Genomic DNA, 25171 nt, shown 5'->3' with positions numbered 1-25171 from the left:
TGGTTATGATTATGTTACAGTTATGAAATAGAAGAGTGCGATTGAAAAGGATATTTACATGAGCAAGGTGATTCAAACCTGCTGGTTAATGGGCCTAACCTTGTTGTTGGGCTGCCAACAAGAGACTCCTTCAAAGACAAATTCTCTTTCTCAAATAGATCAACCCCCCCTTCAAGTGATTGAATGGCGCTTAGCAACGTCATGGCCAAAAAACCTAGCCGGTTTGGGCATGGCACCAGAACGGTTTGCTCAACTAGTCAATAAGATGTCTAACGGCCGTTTAGTGATCAATGTTTACGGTGCGGGCGAGTTAATGCCAGCCTTATCCGTGTTCGATGCTGTTAGCAATGGCACGATTGAAATGGCGCATAGCGCGGCATATTATTGGAAAGAAAAAGCGCCCGCAGCCCAGTTTTTCTCATCGATCCCTTTTGGTTTAACGGCACAACAAATGAATGCATGGCTTCACTATGGCGGCGGGATGGAGCTGTGGGAGGAAGTTTATCAGCCTTTTGGTATTTTACCGCTTGCAGGTGGAAACACCGGTATGCAAATGGGGGGCTGGTTTAATAAAATCATTGCAACACCTGAAGACTTTAAGGGTCTTAAGATGCGTTTACCGGGCATTGGTGGCGAAGTATTTAAGAAACTGGGGGGCATTCCGGTAACGGCGTTAGCGGGTAGAGAATTATACGGTGCGCTGCAGACTGGCGCGATTGATGCTGCCGAATGGGTTGGACCTTATAATGACTTGCCTCTTGGACTAGATCAGGTGGCCAAATATTACTATTACCCTGGTTGGCATGAACCGGGGTCAACGATGGAATTTCTGATCAATAAGCAGGCTTTTTCGACCTTGCCCGATGATTTACAAGCGATTGTGAAAGTAGCTGCCAGAGCGATAAATCAAGATATGCTAGATGATTATACTCAAGGCCATATCGCTGCGATGGACATTTTGCTTAATGAACACCATGTGCAGGTTAAACCCTTCCCTAATGCTGTGATCCGTGCGTTAAAACAAGCAAGAAATGAAGTTCTTGACCATGAAGCCGCTAAAGATGTGCTGTTTAATAAAGTTCTTGAGTCTTACATAGCCAATGAAAAATCAGTAAAACGCTATTTTAGTTATACTGAAGATGCGTTAAGTCGGTTTGAATTAGACGCGCAACAGCAAGAGTAAACTCAGACTGTGACAATGTTTGAATAGTGGTATTATCTTGGAATTAGGCAATATATTGTCGAATTATTTTATTTATTTAGGGAGAAATCAATGCCTTTACTAGACAGTTTTACCGTAGATCATACTCGTATGAATGCTCCAGCGGTTCGCGTTGCCAAGCACATGAGCACCCCTAGTGGCGATGCTATTACTGTATTTGATTTGCGTTTTTGTGCACCCAATAAAGATATCCTCAGTGAACGAGGTATCCATACCCTTGAGCATTTGTTTGCAAGCTTTATGCGCGAACATTTAAACGGTGATGGTATAGAGATTATTGATATTTCACCGATGGGATGCCGTACCGGTTTTTACATGAGCTTAATTGGTCAACCGACAGAAAGTAAAGTTGCAGATGCCTGGCTAGCGGCAATGATTGACGTAACCAATGTCATTGACCAGAAAGATATTCCTGAGTTAAATGAATATCAATGTGGTACTTACGAAATGCATTCGTTAACACAAGCGCAAGACATTGCTCGGATGATCATTGCCGCGGGCGTGAGCGTTAACCAAAATGATGACTTAAAACTGAGTGACGAAATTTTAGGCAATCTTTAATTTAATTGATTGAGTTCATACCCACGAGAAAAGCGGCTTTGGCCGCTTTTTTTTGCTAATAAAACACCCAATGTCGAGTAAACGTTAATAGCACGCTATTTTTATGTAACTGAAACCGTTATTGTAATAAGCGTAACTTAGTGATTTATTCGTCATTTTAAACGATCTTTTGCGTGAACAGACACATATACGGAGATTAATATGTCTAACCACCCATTTAGCCTGTCAGTGCTAGCAGCCGCAGTGCTTTATGTTTGTCATTCTACCAATGCCGTTGCAGAAACGGTAACAGAGTCTATTGATAACCTTAATAATCAACTCGATTTGCAGCAGTCATCGATAAGCCAATTTCATTATCGCCAAAGTGATATTGCGCTAGGGTTGACGGGCGCGACAGTGTTACCTACCGGATCACATCAGGATGTGACCATCACACATGCAGGTGCCATTGACGGTGTAGCCATTTTACAGGATGGTATTTTCTTTTCTCCTGCGCCGTATTCTGGACAACATTTAGTGTTGCAGCCCAATTTATTGCACCAGCAAAAAGTGTCTTTTTCGAGCATGACCAGTGTGACGGAGAGTTCGCAAGCGGCTTTTGGTAAGCTTGACTATCAGTCTATAAAAATTAGTCCCCAAAAATATGCAACTGATCTCAACCTCGAAGGCAGTGACAGTAATGCAATAAATGGTGGCGTAGTAGTGAGCGGTACTACAAAGCAAAATGGCATGTTACTGGCACTCGATTATCAATCGGCATCTGACGATGTGGGTTATCGTGCCCCGCAAGATGCAGATGCTACTCATAAAGATATTCTATTCAAAATTGCGGCCGATAGTTTAGCTGGTGCAAGCAATCAACAAACGACCGAGTTCAGTTATCAATATTCATCGCAAGATGATGATCGAGGAACATTGGGGTTAACAGCTGCTGATTTTTCGTTAGACCCGACTCAATTATACTCCGCAGCCAGCACCGACAATATTGAAGGCGAACGTCAACGCTACGTATTAGCCCATAAGGTCATATTGTCTGCTACTTCGACGATGGCGACAGACTTTTATTACCAAACCTATTCACAACAATCTCGAGAAATGCGTTTTGTTGATGGTCAGCAAATTGACAGCGCTTTGTTGTCTAGTATCGCCATGTTTGAAGCCGTTCCCACCGCGGATGGGATGAACTTAGGATCGTTAACACAAAATAACGATTTTGCAGGCTTTGGTATGCAAACCAAAGGTGTCAGCATGTATGGTCAGCATCAGGTGACTTATAGTGCGCGCTACCATACAGATAAAGCTGAAATGCGTTTAGGTCAACGTGAGTGGTCGTGGAACAATGATTTATCACTGACGCCGACAACAGATGATGAGTATGCGCTTACCTATACTGATGATGCTTCTGCTTTTTCATCAGCGGTAGACACTAAATTAAATTATGATCAGTGGTCTATCAATCTCGGTTTAGGTTATGAACATGTCAGCGTTTCTCGTGAGCTTGGTGATGTAAATACGAGCCTTAATGCGGCGGACTTTTCTGATGATGGCTGGTCGCCTTCTGTTGAAGTGGCTTATCAGAGTGGATCATGGTTAACCGCGCTGCAAGTCAAACAAGCTTGGACAGTCGCTTCAGCGGGGAATATTGAGCAAACTGCTCAAGAAGCACTGCAATATCAATTAGCATTAAGCTACCAGCAAGATGCTTTATCGATTGCAATGACGGGTTATATGCATGATTACGATAGCCAACACGTAAGCTGTATGCAGGGCATGATATGTGACTACGAACAAATATCATTACAAGAGAATATTAATGACGTTTCTGTTGTGGGCGCAGACTTGAGCATAGCGTATGGGCTGACATTTGATCACTTTTCTATTCCATTGAACGTAAAGTACCAATATACCCAAGCTGAAACCGATAACGCCGATTGCAATGAGTTGATGGGATGCTTTGCTACTAATAGCCAATTACCATGGGTACCAGAACAACAACTGACGTTAAGCTCGGGTGTTATTTATGGCGACATGTCTATTATAGCGCAAGCCTTGTATCAATCTGAGTTAGGTTATCAAGCAACACTTACTAATGAGCGTACTATTGACAGTCAGTGGAAGGTTGATTTAGCCGCAACTTATCGTTTGACCGCACAACATGAATTATATGCTCGAGTTGAAAATCTGTTAGAGGAAGAATTAGTCGCAAATGTCACTGCAATGGGATTTCAAGGACAGTCGGAAATGACCACGTATTTTGGTTATAAAGGTCATTTCTAGAGAGTCGTTTCTAGACGCTGGCAAGCTTGAGTCATATTTGGTTACAGCTTATGTTGTTTTTATGTCAAAACACCAATACCACCCAAGTGACTACTCATTTGGGTGGTATTATTTTTGCTACAACTGTTTTTGTGAGTGAACAACTAAAATTATTTCTTTAAAATTAATGCTATAGTCTCTTTGTTAGAATCTAGCATACGGCATAACCCCCTCAGGTTCTTATCCGTTTAGTCTGATCTAAAATCCATTTATCAAAGTAATGTATTGTTATGAAAACACCTATAATTTTCGTGGCGATAGTCTCATATTTGCGGTAAAATGCGCGCGACCAGCGTGATTATGATCGCATTTTCGAGTTAAATCTGCGCTAGCTCAAATAGCAAGTATATGTTAATACTTTGTTTTTTTAGCGGAACGTGGCGCATTGTCTTTCCTTCAAACGTAGTGCTTGTGGATATGATTACAATTAAGAAAGGATTGGAACTGCCTATAGCAGGCGGTCCAGAGCAAGTTATCCATAATGGCCCAGCCATTAGACACGTAGCTACTTTGGGTGAAGAGTATATTGGCTTACGTCCTACGATGAAGATCAAAGTGGGCGACAAAGTACAAAAAGGCCAAGTTCTTTTTGAAGATAAAAAGAATCTAGGCGTTAAATATACGGCTTTAGCCAGTGGTACTATTTTAGAAATAAACCGAGGTGCAAGACGTGTACTTCAGTCAGTAGTTATTGCTGTGGAAGGTGACGATAGCGTTGCTTTTGCTCAATATGATGCTGATAAGTTAGACACGTTAGACGCACAAGTTGTTCGTGATAATCTGATTAACTCAGGTTTATGGACGGCTTTGCGTACACGCCCTTTCAGTAAAGTGCCCGCCGTAGATTCTACTGCAGCAGGTATTTTTGTGACTGCCATTGATACCCAACCTCTTGCTGCCGATCCTGTGGTAGTCATAGCTCAACATAAAGAAGATTTTGCTAACGGCCTTAATGTCCTAGCACGATTAACTGAAGGTAAAGTTTACCTATGTAAAGCACAAGGTGCCGATATTCCAGCAGCCAATGCTCACGTTCAAGAATTTGCGGGTAAACACCCAGCAGGTTTGGTGGGTACGCATATTCATCACGTTCTTCCCGCTTCTGCAGCACGAACTGTTTGGCATGTTGGCTATCAGGATGTGATTGCTTTTGGCCAACTGTTTACTCAAGGTGTGTTAAACACTGAGCGTGTGGTTGCGATTGGCGGTCCTAAAGCGAAAAACCCTCGTCTTGTTCGTAGCGTTTTAGGTGCTAGCATCACTGAACTGACTGCTGATGAAACGGTTGGTGATGGTGTTCGTGTGATTTCGGGGTCAGTGTTAAGCGGCCTTACTGCGGTAGGACCTCAAGCTTATTTGGGTCGATATCATCAACAGGTAAGTGTACTGGAAGAAGGTAATGAGAAAGAATTATTTGGTTGGGCTATGCCTGGTGCCGATAAGTTCTCTATCACTCGTGCATTCTTAGGTCACTTAAGCCCATCGCGTCTATTTAATATGACCACTAGCACTTGCGGTTCAGACCGTGCAATGGTGCCTATTGGTAACTATGAACGCGTGATGCCTCTAGACATCCTACCTACTATGCTACTTCGTGATTTACTCTCTGGTGATTTTGACGGCGCAGCCCGTTTAGGCGCATTAGAGTTAGATGAAGAAGACTTGGCATTGTGTACGTTCGTATGTCCAGGTAAGTATGACTACGGTTCATATTTGCGTGACTGTCTAGATACGATCGAGAGGGAAGGCTAATGAGTTTGAAAGATTTTATCGAACGTATTGAGCCGCAATTTGAAAAAGGCGGCAAGTACGAAAAGTGGTATGCCCTTTATGAAGCGGCTGCCACAGTATTTTATACTCCAGGTAAAGTGAATCACGGGGCAACCCATGTTCGCGATAATGTTGACTTAAAACGTATTATGATTACGGTTTGGGCATGTACATTCCCAGCAATGTTTTTTGGTATGTACAACGTAGGTTTACAAGCTCAAATCGCGATGGGCGCCGATTTCGGTTCCCCCGATATTTGGCAAGTAGGCTTATTTGAATTATTTGGAGCTCAACTTTCTGCAGACTCTGGCATTGCGTCCTTGATGTTCTATGGTGCGTGCTTCTTCCTACCTATCTATGCAGTGACTTTTATTGTCGGTGGTTTTTGGGAAGTGCTGTTTGCGTCAGTGCGTGGCCATGAAATTAACGAAGGTTTCTTCGTTACTTCGGTTCTCTTTGCACTGACCTTACCAGCAACTATCCCATTGTGGATGGTCGCACTAGGTATTACCTTTGGTGTGGTAGTTGCAAAAGAAATCTTCGGCGGCACAGGGCGTAACTTCTTAAACCCTGCATTAGCTGGCCGTGCTTTCTTATACTTTGCTTACCCTTTAAGCATGTCTGGTGATACTACATGGGTTGTCGCTGACGGTTACTCTGGTGCAACGGCGTTAAGTCAAGCGGCACAAGGTACTTTCGACTATGCCTCAACCACCAACTGGATTGATGCTTTCATGGGCTTTATCCCCGGTTCTGTAGGTGAAGGGTCTACCTTTGCTATTTTACTAGGTGGTCTAGTTATTATTTATGCCCGTATTGCATCTTGGCGTATTGTCGGTGGTGTCTTCTTAGGTATGGTGGCAATTTCTACTCTACTTAATATGATTGGTAGCGACACAAACCCGATGTTTGCAATGCCATGGTATTGGCACTTAGTGTTAGGTGGCTTTGCCTTTGGTATGATGTTTATGGCGACAGATCCTGTTTCAGCGTCGTTTACGAGTACGGCTAAGTGGGCATACGGTTTCCTTATTGGTGCAATGGTGGTGTTTATCCGTGTGGTTAACCCTGCATTCCCTGAAGGCATTATGTTAGCTATTCTGTTTGCTAACTTATTTGCGCCATTATTTGACCACTTTGTAGTACAGGCAAATATTAAGCGGAGGATTGCTCGTGGCTAGTAATAAAGATTCGTTCGGTAGAACGCTATTTGTTGTTGTCGGCTTATGTCTTATTTGTTCAGTGCTTGTTTCAACTGCGGCGGTGTTATTAAAACCTATTCAGCAAGAAAATAAGTTACTCGATAAGCAAAAGTATATTCTTGATGCGGCGAGCCTTATCAATACCAAAGAAGGTAACGTCACCAAAAAAGAAATTCTAAGCAAGTACGAGCAATATGTTGAAGCTCGGTTAGTTGACCTTAAAACCGGTGAATTTGTTGAGGGTGATGCTAACGTTTATGATCAACGTAAAGCCTCTCGTGATACTGCCCGGTCATCTATCCCTGAAAATGATGTTGCCTCAATCAAACGTGTTGCAGATAAAGCGGTTGTGTACCTTGTTCGTAATGACGAAGGTAAACTGACTAGCGTGATTTTACCTATCCACGGTTATGGTTTGTGGTCAACTATGTATGCATTTTTGGCATTAGACACAGACCTAAATACGGTGCAAGGACTCGTTTATTATGACCAAGGTGAAACCCCTGGTTTAGGTGGCGAAGTTGAAAATCCAAAATGGAAAGCATTGTGGAAAGGTAAAGAGTTATTTGATGCTCAAGGTAACTTGGCAATTAGTGTAACTAAAAACCCTGTAGTGGCGAGCTCTGTTCATGGTGTTGATGCACTTTCCGGTGCAACATTGACCAGTAACGGTGTTCAACACTCATTGGATTTTTGGTTAGGTAAAGAAGGTTTTGCTGACTTTATCGCTAAAGCACGCAACGGAGGGTTAAGCTAATGGCTGACGCTAAAGAACTTAAACAGATTCTGACCGGACCAATTATCAATAACAACCCAATTGCATTGCAAATTTTGGGTGTGTGTAGTGCACTTGCTGTGACCAGTAAATTAGAAACAGCATTGGTAATGACGATTGCATTAACAGCGGTAACAGCGTTTTCTAACCTGTTTATTTCGCTTATTCGTAATCATATTCCAAGCAGTGTGCGTATTATTGTACAGATGACCATTATCGCTTCATTAGTGATTGTAGTAGACGAACTACTGCAAGCTTATGCTTATGCCATTTCTAAACAGTTGTCAGTATTTGTTGGTTTGATTATTACTAACTGTATCGTAATGGGTCGTGCTGAAGCTTACGCAATGAAAACGCCTCCTATGATGAGCTTTATGGACGGGATCGGTAACGGTTTAGGTTATGGAGCTATTCTATTGTCTGTTGGTTTTGTGCGAGAACTATTTGGTAATGGTTCATTATTTGGCGTAGAAATCCTCAGCAAAATCTCTGATGGTGGTTGGTATCAGCCTAACGGTTTATTACTGTTGCCACCCAGTGCATTCTTCTTGATCGGTGGGTTGATCTGGTTGATCCGTACTTATAAGCCAGAGCAAGTTGAAGCAAAAGGGTAAACGCAATGGAACATTATATTAGTTTATTAATTCGTTCAATTTTCATTGAAAACATGGCGCTAGCGTTCTTCTTAGGTATGTGTACTTTCTTAGCGGTATCAAAGAAAGTGACTACTGCGATGGGACTTGGTGTTGCCGTTATTGTGGTACTGGCTATTTCGGTTCCAGCTAACCAAATTATTTATCAAAGTTTACTGGCTCCAGGCGCATTAGCTTGGGCTGGTTTGCCTGAAGCTGATTTGAGCTTCTTGAAGTTCATCACCTTTATCGGTGTGATTGCAGCATTGGTACAAATTTTGGAAATGGCGTTAGACAAATATTTCCCACCTTTGTACAACGCGTTAGGTATTTTCTTACCTTTAATTACCGTGAACTGTGCAATTTTTGGTGCAGTCTCTTTCATGGTAGAGCGTGATTATAACCTTGGCGAGAGCGTAGTATTTGGTATCGGCTCTGGTATTGGTTGGGCATTAGCAATTGTATTGTTAGCCGGTATTCGTGAAAAGATGAAATATTCTGACGTGCCAAATGGCTTACGTGGCCTAGGTATAACCTTCGTTTCAGCAGGCCTTATGGCTCTAGGTTTCATGTCATTCTCAGGTGTTTCTCTGTAAGAGTCACTGAGTCGACACATTAATTTGAACCTTTAAGGATAAGTGAATGGGTATTCTTGAATCTACTCCACTAGATGTCTATCTAGGTGTGAGTATGTTTACTGTGATTGTCTTAGTGTTGGTATTAGTGATTTTATTCGCTAAATCAAAACTGGTGGCAAGCGGTGATATCATGATTGGTATTAACGGCAACGCAGATAAAACAATTACAACAGGTGCTGGCGGCAAGTTACTTGGCGTTTTAGCCGACAACGGTATCTTCATTTCAAGTGCTTGTGGTGGCGGTGGCTCTTGTGGCCAGTGTCGTGTCAACATTATGTCTGGTGGTGGTGATATTCTACCCACTGAACTTGACCACATTAGTAAAGGCGAAGCCCGTCAGGGGTGTCGTTTATCTTGTCAGGTAAACGTGAAAACTGACATGGAAATTGAGCTTGATGAAGAAATATTCGGCATCAAAAAATGGGAATGTGACGTTGTCTCTAACGATAACAAAGCGACGTTCATTAAAGAACTTAAGCTGCAAATCCCTGATGGCGAAACCGTGCCTTTCCGTGCCGGTGGTTATATTCAGATTGAAGCGCCTGCTCATCATATTAAATATGCTGAGTTTGAAGTGCCTGATAAGTACCGTGGCGATTGGGAACACTTTGGTTTCTTTAAGTTAGAATCAAAAGTAGACGAAGAAACTATTCGTGCTTACTCTATGGCTAACTACCCAGAAGAGTTTGGCATAATTATGTTAAACGTGCGTATTGCTACGCCACCGCCACGTAATTTAACCTTGCCTTGTGGTAAAATGTCTTCGTATATTTGGAGCTTAAAAGCTGGCGATAAAGTGACTATTTCTGGTCCATTTGGTGAGTTCTTTGCTAAAGACTCCGATGCGGAAATGGTATTCATTGGTGGTGGTGCCGGTATGGCCCCAATGCGTTCACACATTTTCGATCAGTTAAAGCGTCTTAAATCTAAACGTAAGATTAGCTTCTGGTACGGTGCGCGTTCGCAACGTGAAATGTTCTACGTTGAAGATTTTGACGGCTTAGCGGCTGAAAATGAAAATTTCAAATGGCATGTAGCGTTATCGGATCCGCAAGCTGAAGATAACTGGACTGGTTATACAGGCTTCATTCATAACGTATTGTATGAAAACTACTTACGTGACCATGATGCGCCAGAAGATTGTGAGTTTTACATGTGTGGACCTCCAATGATGAACGCAGCGGTTATTGGTATGCTAAAAGATTTAGGTGTCGAAGACGAAAACATCTTATTAGATGATTTTGGTGGTTAATGCGTTAACTTATAACATTGACATGTAAGTCATTAAATTGCAGCAGTGCAGACAGGGTGGTCAAACACGAGTCTTGCACGCTGCAATTTTTTTTGTTCATTTAATACAAGTGTAAATTTGAGATGACTGTAAAATCAATCAAGCAAGTGTTACTGCCAATATTGTTACTGCCAATATTATTGACCAGTAGCTGCAGCTCACCAGATCCGATTATTTCATTATCTGGTAGTACCATGGGGACCACTTATCATATTAAAGTGGTCCCCAATGGCAGCTTGCCAGGACCACAATTATTACAAGCCGAAATTGATATGGCATTGGACGTGGTTAACAATCAAATGTCGACTTACCGACATGACTCAGAACTGTCTAAGTTTAATCAATTGCAAGTACAGCAAAGCGTTAAAGTATCGGCCGATACTATTAAAGTCATAAAAGAGGGCATGCGTCTTTATCAAGAGACTGATGGTGCGTTAGATATCACCTTAGGGCCAGTGATTAACCTGTGGGGGTTTGGCCCCGATAAGCGGCCTACAACGATCCCGACTCAAGCTCAAATTGACGCCGCTAAAGCTAAGATGGGGATCAAGGAACTGTCGATAAAAGGCTTAACATTAATTAAGCACAATGCAGACTTGTATGTTGATTTATCCTCAATAGCAAAAGGGTTTGGTGTCGATAAAATTGCATCAATATTAGACAAATATCACGTGTCTGGTTATTTAGTCGAAATTGGTGGTGAACTGAATGTTAAAGGCACTAAAGCCCATAATGTCGCCTGGCGAGTTGCAGTAGAACAGCCAACAAGCGAAGGACAAGCGGTGCAGCAAGTGATTGAGCCCGGGACTATGTCATTAGCAACATCGGGTGATTATCGTAACTTTTATCAAGACAATGGCGAACGCTTTTCACATCTAATTGATCCTCGTAACGGTTACCCGATAAAGCATCAACTTGCTTCTGCAACCGTGTTACACTCTAGTTGTATGACAGCGGATGGATATGCAACGGCCATGATGGTGTTAGGTACACAAGCTTCATTGACACTTGCTAGAGAGAAAAATTTAGCCGTAATGTTAATTGAGAAGCAAGAGCAGGGATATCAGGTCTATTACAGCGATGCGTTTAAATCGTATCTTGAGTAGGTTCCTTATTTTTAAACTAGTTGATTAAACGACTGATTGATTCAACTAGTAGTACCCTAATCTAAATGAGTTAATTGGAGTTTGTGATGAGCACATTTATTGCAGCGTTTGTAGTATTATTATTGTTCTTTTTATTTATGTCTGTGGGTTATATTGTAAAGAAGAAAGCCGTAGCAGGCAGTTGTGGTGGCTTAGGCGTTTTAGGTATTGAGAAGGCGTGTGACTGTGACGACCCATGTGATAGCCGCAAACGCCGTATGGAAAAAGAGCAAGCTCGAAATGAGTTGCTTAATCAAAATCGAATTATTTAACGACGTTTGTCATTTAAAGCCTAGGTTACCAAACTAATGCTTTGTAAAGAGCCTTCATTTTGAAGGCTTTTTTTATGTTTGTGTATTACTAGTGAGTTACAAATCTTAGTTATAATGATAATGATTATCAATAGTAAGTGTGTGAAAAGAAAGGAAAATTTGCCTTTTCCCCTATAGTGTTTTATTCTATTTGTAATTGATCTAGATCACGTTATTTATCGAGGGTATTACTATGAAAGGTCATCCTAAAGTCATTAGCCAACTCAATCGAGTACTTACCTGTGAGCTGACTGCCATTAACCAATACTTTTTACATGCACGCATGTTTAAACATTGGGGATTGGAAAAGCTTAATGAGAAAGAATATAAAAAATCGATTGAAGACATGAAGCATGCTGATAAGCTGATTGAACGTGTATTGTTTCTTGAAGGTTTACCTAATCTGCAACAATTAGATAAATTGCGTATCGGTGAGCATGCTGAAGAAATGCTCAACTGCGATCTGGCGGCTATAACAGCACAAATTGCGCTTTTGCGTGAAGCCATTAAGGTATGCGAAACTCAGCAAGATTATGTTAGCCGCGATTTATTTGAAGATTTACTCGAAGATGAAGAAGAACATTTAGATTGGATTGAGTCGCAACAAGAGCTTATCAATCAAACGGGTATTCAAAATTATCTTCAATCACAAATTAACGACTAATAGGAAATTATCATGAAAGGCCATCCAGAAGTCATCGATGCACTAAATAGTTTATTAACCGGCGAGTTGTCTGCCATGGATCAATATTTCGTCCATGCTCATATGTACGAAGACTGGGGATTCAACGAACTGTATACCCGAATTTTGCACGAGTCAGACGACGAAAAGTTGCATGCTGCTAAATTAGTCCAACGGATTTTATTTCTTGAAGGCACTCCCGATGTTGCCAGTCGTGAAGCGTTGAACATTGGTAAAGATGTGCAAGAAATGTTTAAAAGTGATTTAGCCTATGAATATCATGTTGCTGATCATTTACGTAAGGTGATCGCGCTATGCGAAGACAAAAGTGATTATCAAACTCGCGAAATTTTAGAGGTGTTGTTGGATGACACTGAGTCTGATCACATGTACTGGTTAGAAAAGCAATTAGGTCTGATTGAGATGGTTGGTTTACAGAATTATTTACAGACCAAAATGTAACGTATCCATTGATACAGGTTACCATTTACTAAAGCCCAACTGAGTTTGGGCTTTTTTGTGTCAGTGAGACAATGATTGAATACTGTTTATATATACAGTATCATCATGGTAATTGAGTTAATGATGATGGTCATAGAATGCGTAAAATCATTCACATCGATATGGATTGCTACTTCGCTGCCGTTGAAATGCGAGATTTTCCTGAACTACGAGGCAAAGCTATTGCTGTCGGTGGCAGAAGTGATCGCCGAGGTGTAATAAGCACATGCAGTTATGAGGCCCGTCAATTTGGGGTGCGTAGCGCGATGTCCAGTTATCATGCACTGCAGTTGTGTCCGCTGTTAATTTTAGTGCCTGGACGCATGGAAGTGTATAAATCGGTTTCATTGCAAATTCGTGAGATTTTTCATCGATACACAGATCTCGTTGAGCCATTATCTTTAGATGAGGCTTACCTTGATGTCAGCGATTGCAACGTTCACCAAGGCAGTGCCACATTAATTGCTAAAGCCATTCGCAACGATATTTTTGAGGCCACAGGATTAACGGCTTCAGCGGGTATTGCACCGATTAAGTTTTTAGCCAAAATCGCTTCCGATTTAAATAAGCCCAATGGTCAATATGTGATCACCCCTAATCAAATTAGTGATTTTGTAAAAGACTTGCCACTGAGTAAAATTCCTGGCGTTGGCAAGGTTACTTCAAAAAAGTTAGCCGATATTGGCTTAACCACTTGTTATGACGTGCAACAATATCCTAAGGCTCAATTAATTAAGGCTTTCGGTAAATTTGGCCATGTGTTGGCTGAGCGTGCACAAGGGATCGACTCAAGGCAAATTAGTCCACACCGAGTGCGTAAGTCTGTTGGGGTTGAAACCACCTTAGCCAAGGATATTTTTACCTTAGAACAATGTCATCAAGTGTTACCACAGCTTATTCAAGAACTCAGTGCTCGGGTACATCGCAGTGCTAAAGACCGACAGATCCACAAACAGGTTGTTAAGCTTAAATTTAATGATTTTAAACAGACCACAATCGAGCATCGCAGTGATGAGATTTCGATTAACTTGTTTCATGACTTGCTGCAACAAGCTTTGCAGCGTAGCCAAGGGCGGGGTATTCGTTTGATTGGCGTGAGTGTTGGTTTAGCCGACGTGACGTTGGCAGCGACAGATAATGGTGCGGATAAAATCACCCAGCTCGATTTACAGTTTTAACACTGGAACAATACAAAAATTAAAAGGCGACATTATTGTCGCCTTTTAATTTGTTTATTTTGTTGATAACGTCATCACTAAAACGGATTAAGCATCTTTAGCTGGAATACGCTCTAGTACCGCAAGTAGCAATTGCCAGTACTGACCAACGGTGGTGATGTTGACCATTTCATCAGGGCTATGGGGATAGCGAATGGTTGGCCCAATTGAGACCATGTCCATAAGTGGATAAGGTTGTTTAAATAAGCCACATTCAAGACCAGCATGGATCACCATGATGGTTGGGTCTTTTTTATAAATGTCGTTATAAGTTTCACGCACAATCGCCATAATGGGTGAGCTTGTATCTGGCTTCCAACCGGGATAAGCACCACTTAGGTCAATGCTTGCACCCGACAAATTAGTCAGAGCGGTGAGCATTCCTGTGACTTCTTCACGACCAGAATCGATTAGCGAGCGAATAAGACACAAGACTTCAACGCTTTCATCTTCGGTACTGATCACGCCGATATTAAGCGAGGTTTCAGTCACACCTTGAACTTCATCACTCATGCGGATCACGCCGTTAGGGCTCGCATGCAATAAGTCGATTAAGGTATTTTGTGCCTCTTCATCCATCACTTTGGTGGGGGCGTCAATGGACTCTAGGCTGAGCACCATTGCTGGATCGACGAGCGCGAGCTCTTGTCTTACTAATGCTTGGAAAGCCTCCATCGCTTGATGTAATTTATCAACATTTTCAGCAGGAAGCATAAAGCTGATATGGGCTTCACGCGGAATGGCATTACGTAATGAGCCACCGCTAAAGCTGACAAGTTCTAATGCCAGTTCATCACTGTGTTTAAACAAAAAGCGGGCAAGTAGTTTGTTTGCATTGGCGCGACCAAGGTGAATGTTCACCCCTGAATGACCGCCTTTAAGTCCAGCTAATGTCAGCTGAAAACTGCTATTTGTGTGTTCAGGGGCTTGCCATGACATAGGTACGCTGATATGTGCATCAACTCCGCCTGCACAACCCATGTAAATTTCACCTTCTTGTTCAGAATCGGTGTTGATCAAGATGTCTGCATCAAGGTAACCTGCTTCTAAACCAAAAGCACCTGTCATACCGGCTTCTTCATCAATGGTGAGCAGTACTTCCAGTGGCCCATGCTTGATGTCTTTACTGCCTAATACCGCAAGCGCTGAAGACATACCAATGCCGTTATCTGATCCTAACGTTGTCCCTCTGGCTTTAACCCAATCACCATCAACATAGGCTTCAATTGGGTCCGTTTCAAAGTTATGTACTTTGTCAGTATTTTTTTGTGGCACCATATCAATGTGTGCTTGCAATACCACTATTTTACAGTTTTCCATTCCAGCAGTGGCAGGCTTACGGATGATTAAATTACCTACTTTGTCTTCAACAACCTCAAGGCCTTGGGCTTTTGCCCACTGTTGAATGTGTTGCGACAACGCATGTTCATGTTTTGATGGATGTGGAATAGCGCAAATTTGTTCGAACCATTGCCAAAGAGGCTGAGGATATAATTGAGTTAATGCAGTCACGAAACGCCCTCTAAGATGAATTTAGTCGATATACGACACAAAATATAATGTCATTTATTTTAACATATTCTGCGCGGTTACTTGATATTGCGACATCAATTTGCCAAGGTTTAGTCCACAAAACCTGTAAATAATTATGAACCCATCAATCTACCGGTATACCCATTGATTAAGGATTTTTTATGAACCAAGCAAACAAAGCTGTTACTGCATTTCAAGTGCCCATTATTGATGTCGCCAGTGATGAAGCCATTTTTGAAGGTGAAGGTTGGGATGCGGTAGTCGTCGTCGCGACAAGTTTGGCTGAGATTAAGCAAGATGAAATCAGTTTACTGGCGGCGCACGCCAGTCAAATCGATATGCGTGTCGGTAAAAGTGCAACACTATTATTTGCATCTGGCTTAGCCGGCGGTCGCTTGATTATCTCGCCCGTGACCGATAGCGTTAACGAGTACAGCGATGTCAGAATTTTTGCTAAAGCCGCCCGAGAAGGTATTGCCATTGCCAAAGCAGCGGGAGCCATTAAACCTTTGTTAGTGGTCCCCGCCGTGAGCGATAAACGTTTTGTCTATGCAGAACAAGTTGCAGCATTGGCGTGTGGGCAAGAGCTATGGCAACCCTTAGAGGCGCGAGAAGCAAAGTCATTACTACCAAGTTTAGAGGCTATCGGATTATTGAATACATCGGCACACAGTATGTTACTTAATGCTGCGGAGTCCGGGCGAGTGTTGGCACGCGATCTCTGCGGTACAGAGCCTGAGCGGATGTCCGCTATTGGGTTTGCACAATATTGTATTGATGCTTTTGCTGATAGCGGTTTAGCTGTGTCTGTGATTGATCAAGTGGAGCAGTTGAAGGCGCAATATCCCCTATTGAGTGCGGTTGGCAGAAGCTCATTTGGGGTTGAACGTCATCATCCTCGAGTGGTAAAGCTTGAATATGTTGGCGAAGGAACAATAACAAAAACGTTATTCTTTGCGGGCAAAGGGGTGATTTACGATACTGGCGGGGCTGACATTAAAGTGGCCGGTTCTATGGCAGGTATGAGTCGTGATAAAGGCGGTGCAGCTGCTGTCGCCGGATTAATGAAAGCATTGTCGATACTTAAACCTAAAGGTATCAAAGTGGTTGCAGAGCTTGGGTTGGTTAGAAATAGTATCGGCAGTGATGCGTTTGTCACCGATGAAATTATTACTAGCCATGCGGGTGTACGAGTTCGCATAGGTAATACTGATGCCGAAGGTCGTTTAGTGTTAGCTGACTTGTTATCACATTTGCGTATACAGGCACAAACAGCTGTGAATCCACAATTATTTTCGTTGGCAACATTAACCGGTCACGTCGTGCGCGCGTACGGTGGTTATCCAGCATTAGTTGAAAATAGCGCCGCTAAACAGCAAGGCGTCGCCGCATTATTAGCAGACGTGGGTGAATTATGGGGTGAGCCGTTCGAGGTCTCTCGCTTACGCACTGAGGATTTTGACAAGGTTGCCGATAAAAATGGCGTTGCCGATGTGGTGTCTTCTAATAATGGACCGTCTTCAATTACGGCTCGCGGACATCAATATCCTGCAGCATTCTTAATAAAAGCCTCTGGACTAATGCAAACAACACTGGCATTCACTCATATTGATATTGCTGGCAGTGCTGTTGAGGGCGATCCTCTCTATGGTAAGCCAACGGCAAGCCCTTTGGTTGCTTTATTACACTTGTCTAAGTTGTGGTAAATACCTTATTAAGTGCATGATATTATAGATTTTAATATAAATAAAACATGCTATTTACAATATAATTACATAATTATAATCCGGGTTTAATGTAATAAAGTCACTTTTAATGCGTTTTTTGTGAATTAAAGCCGATAATACTTGTAATTTAATTACAGTTCGGTATAATTCATCGGGTCGACAAGCATTGTGGTTGTCGGCTCTAGTTAATCCAGGATGGATATAGCCTCCAAGGATCTGAGTGACAAGTTGTCTCAATGGATTTGAGAAATGTACGTTCCAGGGAATCGAGCCAAGCTTTACTAGGTTTATGCAACTTTACATTATTCAGGAGAAGACCATGTCTTATACAGGTAACAGCAAATTTTATTGGCAAAACACTTGGTTTGCTGATGTAACCGTTTTACGTGGCGGTATATTCGCCATGAAACGTTAAGAATTGACCCTCTTTACGTCGTTTTAATATTCATCAACCTTTTGTTCGTCTTGTTTGACGTTTTTAGACAGGGTGGTAAATTAATTTATCGCCTCATCATGTTAAGTGATGCTAGTTTTCCTCTCCCCATATGGGATGCTTGTAACATGTCTGCCTACTCTATTGAGTAGGCTTTTTTTTGTCCCAATTTTGGTGTGATAATTTAGTTGTAGTGATTTGGGATCGTTTTAGTGTTAGCGGCATTGATTTAGGATGTTATTAGCTGAATTGTCGCAGTTTCGTGCGCTATATAAAAAACTGAAATCTTTCAGGAAAAAGGCTATTTATAGCTATCAAGGTCGTAAGTACTTATAATTCCCCCGCATTAAAGTAAGCCCTCTGTAAAGATGTCGACGTAGTGACAATGTTAAGCGGTATATGGCTTACCGCATCCTCATCTGTAGCTAATAACACTGTCAAAACTATTAACGCTATTAATTCAATTTTAACCTTTGCCCAAGGAACCGCGTTCCATGTTAGAAAAATTATTTAAACTTAAACAGAACAACACAAGTCTTAAGCAAGAGGCTGTGGCCGGACTTACTACCTTTTTAACAATGGCCTACATCATTTTTGTCAACCCTATGATGCTTGCTGATGCCGGGATGGACCATGGTGCGGTATTTGTTGCAACATGTTTAGCCGCAGCGATTGGTTGTTTAGTCATGGGGTTATTGGCAAATTATCCTATTGCATTAGCCCCCGGTATGGGACTGAATGCCTTTTTTACTTACACGGTTGTAGGGGAAATGGGTTATAGCTGGGAAACCGCACTTGGCGCTGTGTTTATGTCTGGGGTGTGCTTCTTGATTTTATCCTTAGTCAGAATTCGTGAATGGATTGTCAATAGTATTCCTATGTCGTTGCGTTTTGGTATTGCGGCCGGTATTGGGTTGTTTTTAGCGTTAATAGGCTTAAAAAATGCTGGGATTGTGATAGCAAGTCCGGCTACGTTAGTGACCATGGGGGATATTACTTCGTTTCCTGCTGTGATGGCTGCGTTAAGTTTTTTCTTGATTATTGCCATGGTTCATCGCGGTCTAAAGGCCGCGGTTATTTTCAGTATTCTGATCGTGACGATTTTAGGCATCTTTTTTGGTGATGTGCAGTATCAAGGGTTAATGGCTATGCCACCGTCTATCGCACCGACATTTATGAAAATGGACCTGTCGAGTGTATTAGAAGTGAGCATGCTATCTGTGGTGTTTGCCTTTTTGTTTGTCGATCTATTTGACACATCAGGCACCCTAATTGCTGTTGCACAACGCGGTGGATTACTTGATGAAAAAGGGCGTTTACCTCGTGTAAAACGTGCTTTAACCGCCGATAGCGTTGCCACCATTACCGGTGCAGCATTGGGTACATCAACCACCACGAGCTACATTGAAAGTATTGCTGGGGTGAGTGCCGGCGGTCGTACTGGTTTAACCGCAGTAGTCGTTGGATTGTTATTTATAGCGTCATTATTTTTCTCGCCCTTAGCCGCTATGGTGCCAGCTTATGCGACAACAGGGACATTGTTTTATGTTGCTATCTTAATGATGTCGGGGTTAGTGAATGTTGATTGGGACGATATAACTGAAGCGGCTCCTGTAGTAGTCACTTGCTTATTAATGCCGTTAACTTTTTCTATTGCCAATGCTATTGGTCTTGGGTTTATTTCTTATGCGGTGATCAAATTGCTGACAGGGCGTTTTAAAGATTTAAATTCAGGTATTCTAGTGGTGGCGGCATTGTTTATTGCCAAGTTTATTTATGGTTAACGGGCATCCCATGAATATGGGCAAACGGTAATAAATTGGCGAAGGCCAATAAAAAAAGGGCTAATAGCCCTTTTTTTGTTTTTCTAATAAGGCGTATTGACGCATCAATAGCCGGCCTATTGCAAGTCAATGCAATGCAGTTAGCGGGGCAAAGAACTGTTTGATAACCGTTTATTATCCCGAGCCGAGGTTAATCTAGATAAATAATCTACTATTAGCGGCTTTTACTATGAATTATCGAGTGAATTAGGTATAAAAATGGACTGAATGTTTTGGTAAATTGAGTAAAACAAATGGGTTATCGCCGCGTAGTAGTTAAGTTGGGTACCAGTGTGCTGACATCTGGCAGTAAGAAGCTTGATAGAGCACATATGGTTGAATTAGCCAGGCAAATGGCTTCGCTTATGCGTTCAGGCATTGAGGTGGTTTTGTGTACATCGGGTGCTATTGCTGCTGGGCGAGAGCATTTACATTATCCGGTGTTGCCCGATACTATGGCGAACAAACAGTTACTTGCTGCTGTGGGTCAAGGTCAGTTAATTTTGGCGTGGTCACAATTATTCAGTATTTATGGTTTACAAGTTGGCCAACTATTATTAACGCGTGCAGATTTACAAGATCGCGAACGTTACCTTAATGCCCGCGACACCTTAAATGCATTATTAGCGCATAATATTATCCCTATTATTAACGAAAATGATGCCGTCGCAACCAATGAGATTAAAGTCGGTGATAATGATAATTTGTCTGCGCGGGCCGCACTGCTCTGTGATGCTGACTTACTCATCTTACTCACTGATCAAAAAGGCTTATTTGATGCCGATCCTCGCACTCATCCTAATGCGCAATTGATTAAACAAGTCGTCAATATTGATGACAGTTTACGTTTACTGGCTGGCGGCTCTGTTTCCGGACTTGGCACCGGCGGGATGGCAACTAAACTAGAAGCGGCCGATGTGGCGCGCCGTGCAGGCATCGAAGTCGTGATAGCGTCTGGACATCACCCTGATGTGATTGCCAAAGTGGCTGCTAGGGAGTCGGTTGGCACTCATTTTAGTGCGATAGAAAACCCATTAGAGAGTCGTAAACAATGGATCCTTGCTGGCCCCGCATCACAAGGGAAATTAATTGTTGATGCCGGCGCCTCTGTCGCGGTGGTTGCTAATGGTCGCAGCTTATTATCAAAAGGTATTGTTGATATTGAAGGTCATTTTGAGCGTGGTGCGACCTTACTCATTGTTAATCAAACAGGCAAGATTTTGGCTAAAGGAATTAGTCGATATTGTGCCAATGATCTAACCAAAATTAGCGGTAAACACTCTGATGAGATAGAAAGTTTACTAGGCTATAACTACGGTGATGCAGTGGTTCATCGCAATGATATGGTCATACTTGATAATTAAGGATAAGCAGATGTCAGCCTCAGAAACAGAATATTTAACCCAATTAGGGCAACGCGCTAAGGCAGCAAGTTTTATCTTAGCGAGTTTAACCGCTAAACAAAAATCGGTATTATTAATGACAATTGCCGATCGCTTAGCACTGCGTAAAAATGATATTTTACAAGCGAATGCGCAAGATGTTGCCGCGGCGAAACAAAATGGTTTAACTGAAGCTATGATAGACAGATTGATGCTTGATGAGGGGCGCTTGGGCGCTATTATTACCGACATTGATAATGTTATCGCACTGGCTGATCCTATCGGCAAAGAAGCTGAAAGTCGGGTATTAGATAACGGCTTACGATTAACTCGTCGCAGTGTGCCAGTAGGTGTGGTGGGGGTTATTTATGAGGCTCGCCCAAATGTCACTGTGGATATAGCCGTGTTAGCATTAAAAACCGGTAATGCAGTGATTTTGCGTGGCGGTAAAGAAACCTTAACCACAAATAAAGTATTAAGTGACGTGATCCGTGATGCGCTTGTTAGCGAAGACTTGCCTAAAGATGCTGTACAGCTAATCGATTCACCAGAGCGTAGTCTTGTTAGCGGCTTACTTAGACTCGACAAATATGTGGATATGATTATTCCTCGCGGTGGCCATAATCTGCAGCGATTGTGTGCTGAGCAGTCGAGTATTCCGGTGATTTTAGGTGGCATTGGTATTTGTCATTTATTTGTCGATAAGCAAGCCGATTTAGTGCGCGCAATCGAGGTGATTGCCAACGCTAAGGTTCAGCGCCCTACTGTGTGTAATGCACTGGATACTTTGTTAGTACATCAACACGTTGCTGCCGAGTTTATTCCCAATATAGCATCACATTTGCACTCGTTGGGCGTTCGCTTCCATGCTTGTGCAAGCTCCTTACCTTATCTTGAGGGGTTAGGTTTTGAGGTGACACCGGCACATGATGAGTCATTCTCAACCGAGTGGTTATCGCTCACATTAGGGATCAAAATCGTCAATCATATTGACGAAGCTGTGGCGCATATTCGTCAATATTCTACTGGGCATTCTGAGGCCATTTTAACGGATAACATTCATACGGCGAGTGACTTTTTGAACCGAGTTGATTCAGCGGCTGTGTATGTTAATGCCAGTACTCGTTTTACTGATGGTTCACAGTTTGGCCTTGGCGCCGAAGTGGCCGTGAGTACGCAGAAGCTGCATGCCCGAGGTCCGATGGGGTTAGATGCACTGACCACGTATAAGTGGCTAGCTTGGGGGGATTATACCAGTAGACAATAACCGGTGTTGTTTGCGTTGCTTATGACAATAAAGGCCTAGCAGCTAGATTTTATATAAGCTAAAAGTAATAGGCCTAGAGGCTAGAGCGCTTCGCTGCTAGATTCTATAAAATCAACAGCCTATCCGCATAGCGGCCTAGGATCTTAGCAGCGAAGCTGTCCCTAGCAGGACGCAGTCCGCTCTAGAAGCGCAGCGCTCTATCCGCGTAGCGAACTAGCAGGACGTAGTCCGCTATAGCAGCGACACTAGAACCTAGTATCTAATTCAACCTCCAATTAATAATACCAATCAATAATACCGGTGTTAAAAGTACCCTAGCGCTAATATTGTCGGTTGAGGATTAAATTGCTAAAACGGCAGAATAATTAACAACGCCATTATTAAGGTTAATACTGCGACCAACCTCCGTTGTAACGAGCTAAAAAAACGAATGCACTTAAAAGGCGGTCGCCACTGTCGCCCATAATAATACCGCGCCTAAATCATATCAGTACCCGATTGGGCTGACCTCACGGTTGTTGCTTTCACTATTATGGTCACTTAAGCCGCCAATGGCATTGATAAATAATATCCCTTTACTTACTTAGCTTGGCGCTATAACGATATCTGCAATTGATGATAAATTTTAGATGATAAATTTTACTTATCCCCTTGTAATTCACTTTGTTGTCCCAATATAGGTATCAAGGCTGATATGAGTGGTCAATTATGAATCTCAAGTTAAGTAACAAAATGCTTGAAATACTTGCTGATCATCCCCATATCAACATCAAATAACATATTAGCGACGAATAACGTCAATTCCGGAGGACCCCATGGGCAAAATTATTGGTATCGATTTAGGCACAACAAACTCGTGTGTTGCAGTCCTTGATGGCGGCAAAGCACGCGTAATCGAAAACGCAGAGGGTGAGCGTACAACCCCATCAATCATCGCTTATACCGAAGATGAAATTATTGTTGGCCAACCTGCCAAGCGTCAAGCGGTAACCAACCCAACAAACACCTTTTTCGCCATTAAGCGTTTAATTGGACGTCGTTTTAAAGATGACGAAGTTCAACGTGATGTGAACATCATGCCATTCAAAATTATCGGAGCTGATAATGGTGATGCATGGGTTGAGTCACGTGGAAATAAAATGGCACCACCACAAGTTTCTGCTGAAATCTTGAAAAAGATGAAGAAAACAGCAGAAGACTTTTTAGGTGAAGAAGTAACCGAAGCGGTTATTACTGTTCCTGCTTACTTTAACGATTCACAACGTCAAGCAACGAAAGATGCCGGTCGTATCGCAGGTCTTGATGTTAAGCGTATCATCAACGAGCCTACTGCTGCTGCTCTTGCATACGGTATCGATAAGAAGCAAGGCGATAACGTTGTTGCAGTATACGACTTAGGTGGTGGTACATTCGATATCTCTATCATCGAAATCGACAGCAATGATGGCGATCAAACATTTGAAGTGTTAGCAACCAATGGTGACACTCACTTAGGTGGTGAAGACTTTGATAACCGTTTGATCAACTATTTAGCCGATGAGTTCAAAAAAGACCAAGGTTTAGATCTACGTCGCGATCCATTGGCTATGCAACGTTTGAAAGAAGCCGCTGAAAAAGCAAAAATCGAACTTTCAAGCACTAACCACACTGAAGTCAACTTACCTTACATCACAGCCGATGCAACAGGTCCTAAGCACTTAGTGGTTAAAATTACCCGTGCCAAGTTAGAGTCATTGGTTGAAGACTTAATTCAACGTACTCTAGAGCCGTTAAAAGTTGCCTTAGCTGATGCTGATTTATCAATTTCAGACATCAATGAAGTGATTCTTGTTGGTGGTCAGACTCGTATGCCTAAAGTACAAGAAGCGGTCACTAACTTCTTCGGCAAAGAGCCACGTAAAGACGTTAACCCAGATGAAGCGGTTGCCGTTGGCGCAGCCATTCAAGCTGGCGTACTTTCTGGTGAAGTGAAAGACGTACTTCTACTTGACGTTACACCACTATCTCTTGGTATTGAAACCATGGGCAGTGTGATGACTAAGCTTATCGAGAAGAACACCACTATCCCGACTAAAGCTCAGCAAGTATTCTCAACCGCTGACGACAACCAAAGTGCCGTGACTATCCATGTACTTCAAGGTGAGCGTAAGCAAGCAAGTGCGAACAAGTCATTAGGTCAATTCAACCTTGAAGGTATTGAGCCAGCACCACGTGGCCAACCACAAGTAGAAGTGATGTTCGACATCGATGCTGATGGTATCTTACATGTGTCTGCAACAGACAAGAAAACAGGTAAGAAACAAAACATCACCATTAAAGCCTCTTCAGGTTTGTCTGATGAAGAAGTTGAACAAATGGTACGTGACGCAGAAGCTCATGCTGATGAAGATGCGAAATTTGAAGAGTTAGTTCATGCACGTAACCAAGCCGATGGCTTAGCTCATTCAACTAAAAAACAAGTTGAAGAAGCCGGTGATGCGTTAGCTAGCGACGAAAAAGAAAAGATTGAAGCGGCAATCGCCACTTTAGAAACGGCCATTAAAGGCAAAGATAAAGAAGCCATTGATACCGCGACTCAAGGTCTGATCGAAGCGTCTGCTAAGCTAATGGAAATTGCTCAAGCTAAAGCTCAAGGTGATGCAGAAGGTCAAGCGCAAGATGCTGGCCAAGATAAGCCTGCTGATGATGTTGTTGATGCTGAGTTCGAAGAAGTTAAAGAAGACAAAAAGTAATTAGCAATTTC

Annotated in this window: 20 protein-coding genes; 19 read left to right on the top strand and 1 reads right to left on the bottom strand. The window is 42.4% G+C overall.

Translation table 11 applies throughout. The features are described 5' to 3' along the window. Nucleotides 1–58: 58 nt before the first annotated feature. The 14 genes from EGC80_RS21700 to dinB all read left to right on the top strand — a co-directional run bounded on the left by EGC80_RS21700 (nt 59) and on the right by dinB (nt 14224). Nucleotides 59–1183: a TRAP transporter substrate-binding protein gene (locus EGC80_RS21700; protein ID WP_124012097.1), complete on the top strand. Its 1125-nt coding sequence runs from the start codon at nt 59–61 to the stop codon at nt 1181–1183. Nucleotides 1184–1273: 90 nt separating this feature from the next. Next, nucleotides 1274–1783, top strand: coding sequence for an S-ribosylhomocysteine lyase (gene luxS, locus EGC80_RS21695; protein WP_124012096.1), 510 nt, complete (start codon nt 1274–1276; stop codon nt 1781–1783). A gap of 201 nt (nt 1784–1984) precedes the next feature. Beyond that, a complete protein-coding gene (locus EGC80_RS21690; protein WP_124012095.1) occupies nt 1985–4060 on the top strand; it encodes a TonB-dependent receptor in 2076 nt (691 codons plus the stop codon). 456 nt (nt 4061–4516) lie between these two features. Then, nucleotides 4517–5851 carry a Na(+)-translocating NADH-quinone reductase subunit A gene (locus EGC80_RS21685; RefSeq protein WP_124012152.1) on the top strand — a complete coding sequence of 445 codons (1335 nt, stop codon included), beginning with the start codon at nt 4517–4519 and terminating at the stop codon, nt 5849–5851. Next, entirely contained in the window at nt 5851–7050 is a 1200-nt protein-coding gene (locus EGC80_RS21680) for an NADH:ubiquinone reductase (Na(+)-transporting) subunit B (RefSeq protein ID WP_101032548.1), read from the top strand. Before EGC80_RS21685 ends, EGC80_RS21680 begins: the two co-directional genes overlap by 1 nt. Further along, on the top strand, nt 7043–7828 hold the full coding sequence (locus EGC80_RS21675) for a Na(+)-translocating NADH-quinone reductase subunit C (protein WP_124012094.1): 786 nt from the start codon (nt 7043–7045) through the stop codon (nt 7826–7828). Before EGC80_RS21680 ends, EGC80_RS21675 begins: the two co-directional genes overlap by 8 nt. Further along, nucleotides 7828–8460, top strand: coding sequence for an NADH:ubiquinone reductase (Na(+)-transporting) subunit D (locus EGC80_RS21670; protein WP_101032546.1), 633 nt, complete (start codon nt 7828–7830; stop codon nt 8458–8460). Before EGC80_RS21675 ends, EGC80_RS21670 begins: the two co-directional genes overlap by 1 nt. A gap of 5 nt (nt 8461–8465) precedes the next feature. Next, nucleotides 8466–9074 (top strand): NADH:ubiquinone reductase (Na(+)-transporting) subunit E, encoded by a 609-nt coding sequence (nqrE, locus tag EGC80_RS21665; protein WP_101032545.1) that lies wholly within the window; start codon nt 8466–8468, stop codon nt 9072–9074. Between the two features lie 46 nt (nt 9075–9120). Beyond that, on the top strand, nt 9121–10368 hold the full coding sequence (nqrF, locus tag EGC80_RS21660; RefSeq protein WP_124012093.1) for an NADH:ubiquinone reductase (Na(+)-transporting) subunit F: 1248 nt from the start codon (nt 9121–9123) through the stop codon (nt 10366–10368). A gap of 122 nt (nt 10369–10490) precedes the next feature. Beyond that, nucleotides 10491–11513 carry an FAD:protein FMN transferase gene (locus EGC80_RS21655; protein WP_124012092.1) on the top strand — a complete coding sequence of 341 codons (1023 nt, stop codon included), beginning with the start codon at nt 10491–10493 and terminating at the stop codon, nt 11511–11513. 86 nt (nt 11514–11599) lie between these two features. Continuing rightward, nucleotides 11600–11824 carry a (Na+)-NQR maturation NqrM gene (nqrM, locus tag EGC80_RS21650; protein ID WP_101032542.1) on the top strand — a complete coding sequence of 75 codons (225 nt, stop codon included), beginning with the start codon at nt 11600–11602 and terminating at the stop codon, nt 11822–11824. Nucleotides 11825–12056: 232 nt separating this feature from the next. Next, complete coding sequence (gene bfr, locus EGC80_RS21645; protein WP_101032541.1) at nt 12057–12527, top strand: bacterioferritin; 471 nt, start codon at nt 12057–12059, stop codon at nt 12525–12527. Nucleotides 12528–12539: 12 nt separating this feature from the next. After that, nucleotides 12540–13007, top strand: coding sequence for a bacterioferritin (gene bfr, locus EGC80_RS21640; protein WP_124012091.1), 468 nt, complete (start codon nt 12540–12542; stop codon nt 13005–13007). 137 nt (nt 13008–13144) lie between these two features. Then, nucleotides 13145–14224: a DNA polymerase IV gene (dinB, locus tag EGC80_RS21635; protein WP_124012090.1), complete on the top strand. Its 1080-nt coding sequence runs from the start codon at nt 13145–13147 to the stop codon at nt 14222–14224. Between the two features lie 87 nt (nt 14225–14311). Here dinB and EGC80_RS21630 read toward each other — a convergent pair whose 3' ends face one another. Beyond that, nucleotides 14312–15775 (bottom strand): aminoacyl-histidine dipeptidase, encoded by a 1464-nt coding sequence (locus EGC80_RS21630; RefSeq protein ID WP_124012089.1) that lies wholly within the window; start codon nt 15773–15775, stop codon nt 14312–14314. 182 nt (nt 15776–15957) lie between these two features. Here EGC80_RS21630 and EGC80_RS21625 point away from each other — a divergent pair, with 182 nt between their 5' ends. The 5 genes from EGC80_RS21625 to dnaK all read left to right on the top strand — a co-directional run bounded on the left by EGC80_RS21625 (nt 15958) and on the right by dnaK (nt 25160). Next, complete coding sequence (locus tag EGC80_RS21625; protein WP_124012088.1) at nt 15958–17502, top strand: M17 family metallopeptidase; 1545 nt, start codon at nt 15958–15960, stop codon at nt 17500–17502. A 948-nt stretch (nt 17503–18450) separates the two neighbouring features. Further along, complete coding sequence (locus EGC80_RS21620; RefSeq protein WP_101032536.1) at nt 18451–19740, top strand: NCS2 family permease; 1290 nt, start codon at nt 18451–18453, stop codon at nt 19738–19740. 293 nt (nt 19741–20033) lie between these two features. After that, the gene (proB, locus tag EGC80_RS21615; protein ID WP_101032535.1) at nt 20034–21143 is read left to right on the top strand and encodes a glutamate 5-kinase; all 1110 of its coding nucleotides are present in this window, start codon (nt 20034–20036) and stop codon (nt 21141–21143) included. Between the two features lie 10 nt (nt 21144–21153). Further along, a complete protein-coding gene (locus tag EGC80_RS21610) occupies nt 21154–22428 on the top strand; it encodes a glutamate-5-semialdehyde dehydrogenase (protein ID WP_124012087.1) in 1275 nt (424 codons plus the stop codon). Between the two features lie 815 nt (nt 22429–23243). Beyond that, on the top strand, nt 23244–25160 hold the full coding sequence (gene dnaK, locus EGC80_RS21605) for a molecular chaperone DnaK (RefSeq protein ID WP_124012086.1): 1917 nt from the start codon (nt 23244–23246) through the stop codon (nt 25158–25160). The last annotated feature ends 11 nt before the right edge of the window (nt 25161–25171 follow it).

The organism is Shewanella psychromarinicola (genome assembly GCF_003855155.1).
GTDB lineage: Bacteria > Pseudomonadota > Gammaproteobacteria > Enterobacterales > Shewanellaceae > Shewanella > Shewanella psychromarinicola.
This window is presented reverse-complemented; position numbering and strand designations above follow the sequence as displayed.

Bases quoted from the DNA above. Each gene is read 5' to 3' on its own strand.
- EGC80_RS21700 (WP_124012097.1), top strand. From the start codon at position 59: ATGAGCAAGGTGATTCAAACCTGCTGGTTAATGGGCCTAACCTTGTTG.
- luxS (WP_124012096.1), top strand. From the start codon at position 1,274: ATGCCTTTACTAGACAGTTTTACCGTAGATCATACTCGTATGAATGCT.
- EGC80_RS21690 (WP_124012095.1), top strand. From the start codon at position 1,985: ATGTCTAACCACCCATTTAGCCTGTCAGTGCTAGCAGCCGCAGTGCTT.
- EGC80_RS21685 (WP_124012152.1), top strand. From the start codon at position 4,517: ATGATTACAATTAAGAAAGGATTGGAACTGCCTATAGCAGGCGGTCCA.
- EGC80_RS21680 (WP_101032548.1), top strand. From the start codon at position 5,851: ATGAGTTTGAAAGATTTTATCGAACGTATTGAGCCGCAATTTGAAAAA.
- EGC80_RS21670 (WP_101032546.1), top strand. From the start codon at position 7,828: ATGGCTGACGCTAAAGAACTTAAACAGATTCTGACCGGACCAATTATC.
- nqrE (WP_101032545.1), top strand. From the start codon at position 8,466: ATGGAACATTATATTAGTTTATTAATTCGTTCAATTTTCATTGAAAAC.
- nqrF (WP_124012093.1), top strand. From the start codon at position 9,121: ATGGGTATTCTTGAATCTACTCCACTAGATGTCTATCTAGGTGTGAGT.
- EGC80_RS21655 (WP_124012092.1), top strand. From the start codon at position 10,491: ATGACTGTAAAATCAATCAAGCAAGTGTTACTGCCAATATTGTTACTG.
- nqrM (WP_101032542.1), top strand. From the start codon at position 11,600: ATGAGCACATTTATTGCAGCGTTTGTAGTATTATTATTGTTCTTTTTA.
- bfr (WP_101032541.1), top strand. From the start codon at position 12,057: ATGAAAGGTCATCCTAAAGTCATTAGCCAACTCAATCGAGTACTTACC.
- bfr (WP_124012091.1), top strand. From the start codon at position 12,540: ATGAAAGGCCATCCAGAAGTCATCGATGCACTAAATAGTTTATTAACC.
- dinB (WP_124012090.1), top strand. From the start codon at position 13,145: ATGCGTAAAATCATTCACATCGATATGGATTGCTACTTCGCTGCCGTT.
- EGC80_RS21625 (WP_124012088.1), top strand. From the start codon at position 15,958: ATGAACCAAGCAAACAAAGCTGTTACTGCATTTCAAGTGCCCATTATT.
- EGC80_RS21620 (WP_101032536.1), top strand. From the start codon at position 18,451: ATGTTAGAAAAATTATTTAAACTTAAACAGAACAACACAAGTCTTAAG.
- proB (WP_101032535.1), top strand. From the start codon at position 20,034: ATGGGTTATCGCCGCGTAGTAGTTAAGTTGGGTACCAGTGTGCTGACA.
- EGC80_RS21610 (WP_124012087.1), top strand. From the start codon at position 21,154: ATGTCAGCCTCAGAAACAGAATATTTAACCCAATTAGGGCAACGCGCT.
- dnaK (WP_124012086.1), top strand. From the start codon at position 23,244: ATGGGCAAAATTATTGGTATCGATTTAGGCACAACAAACTCGTGTGTT.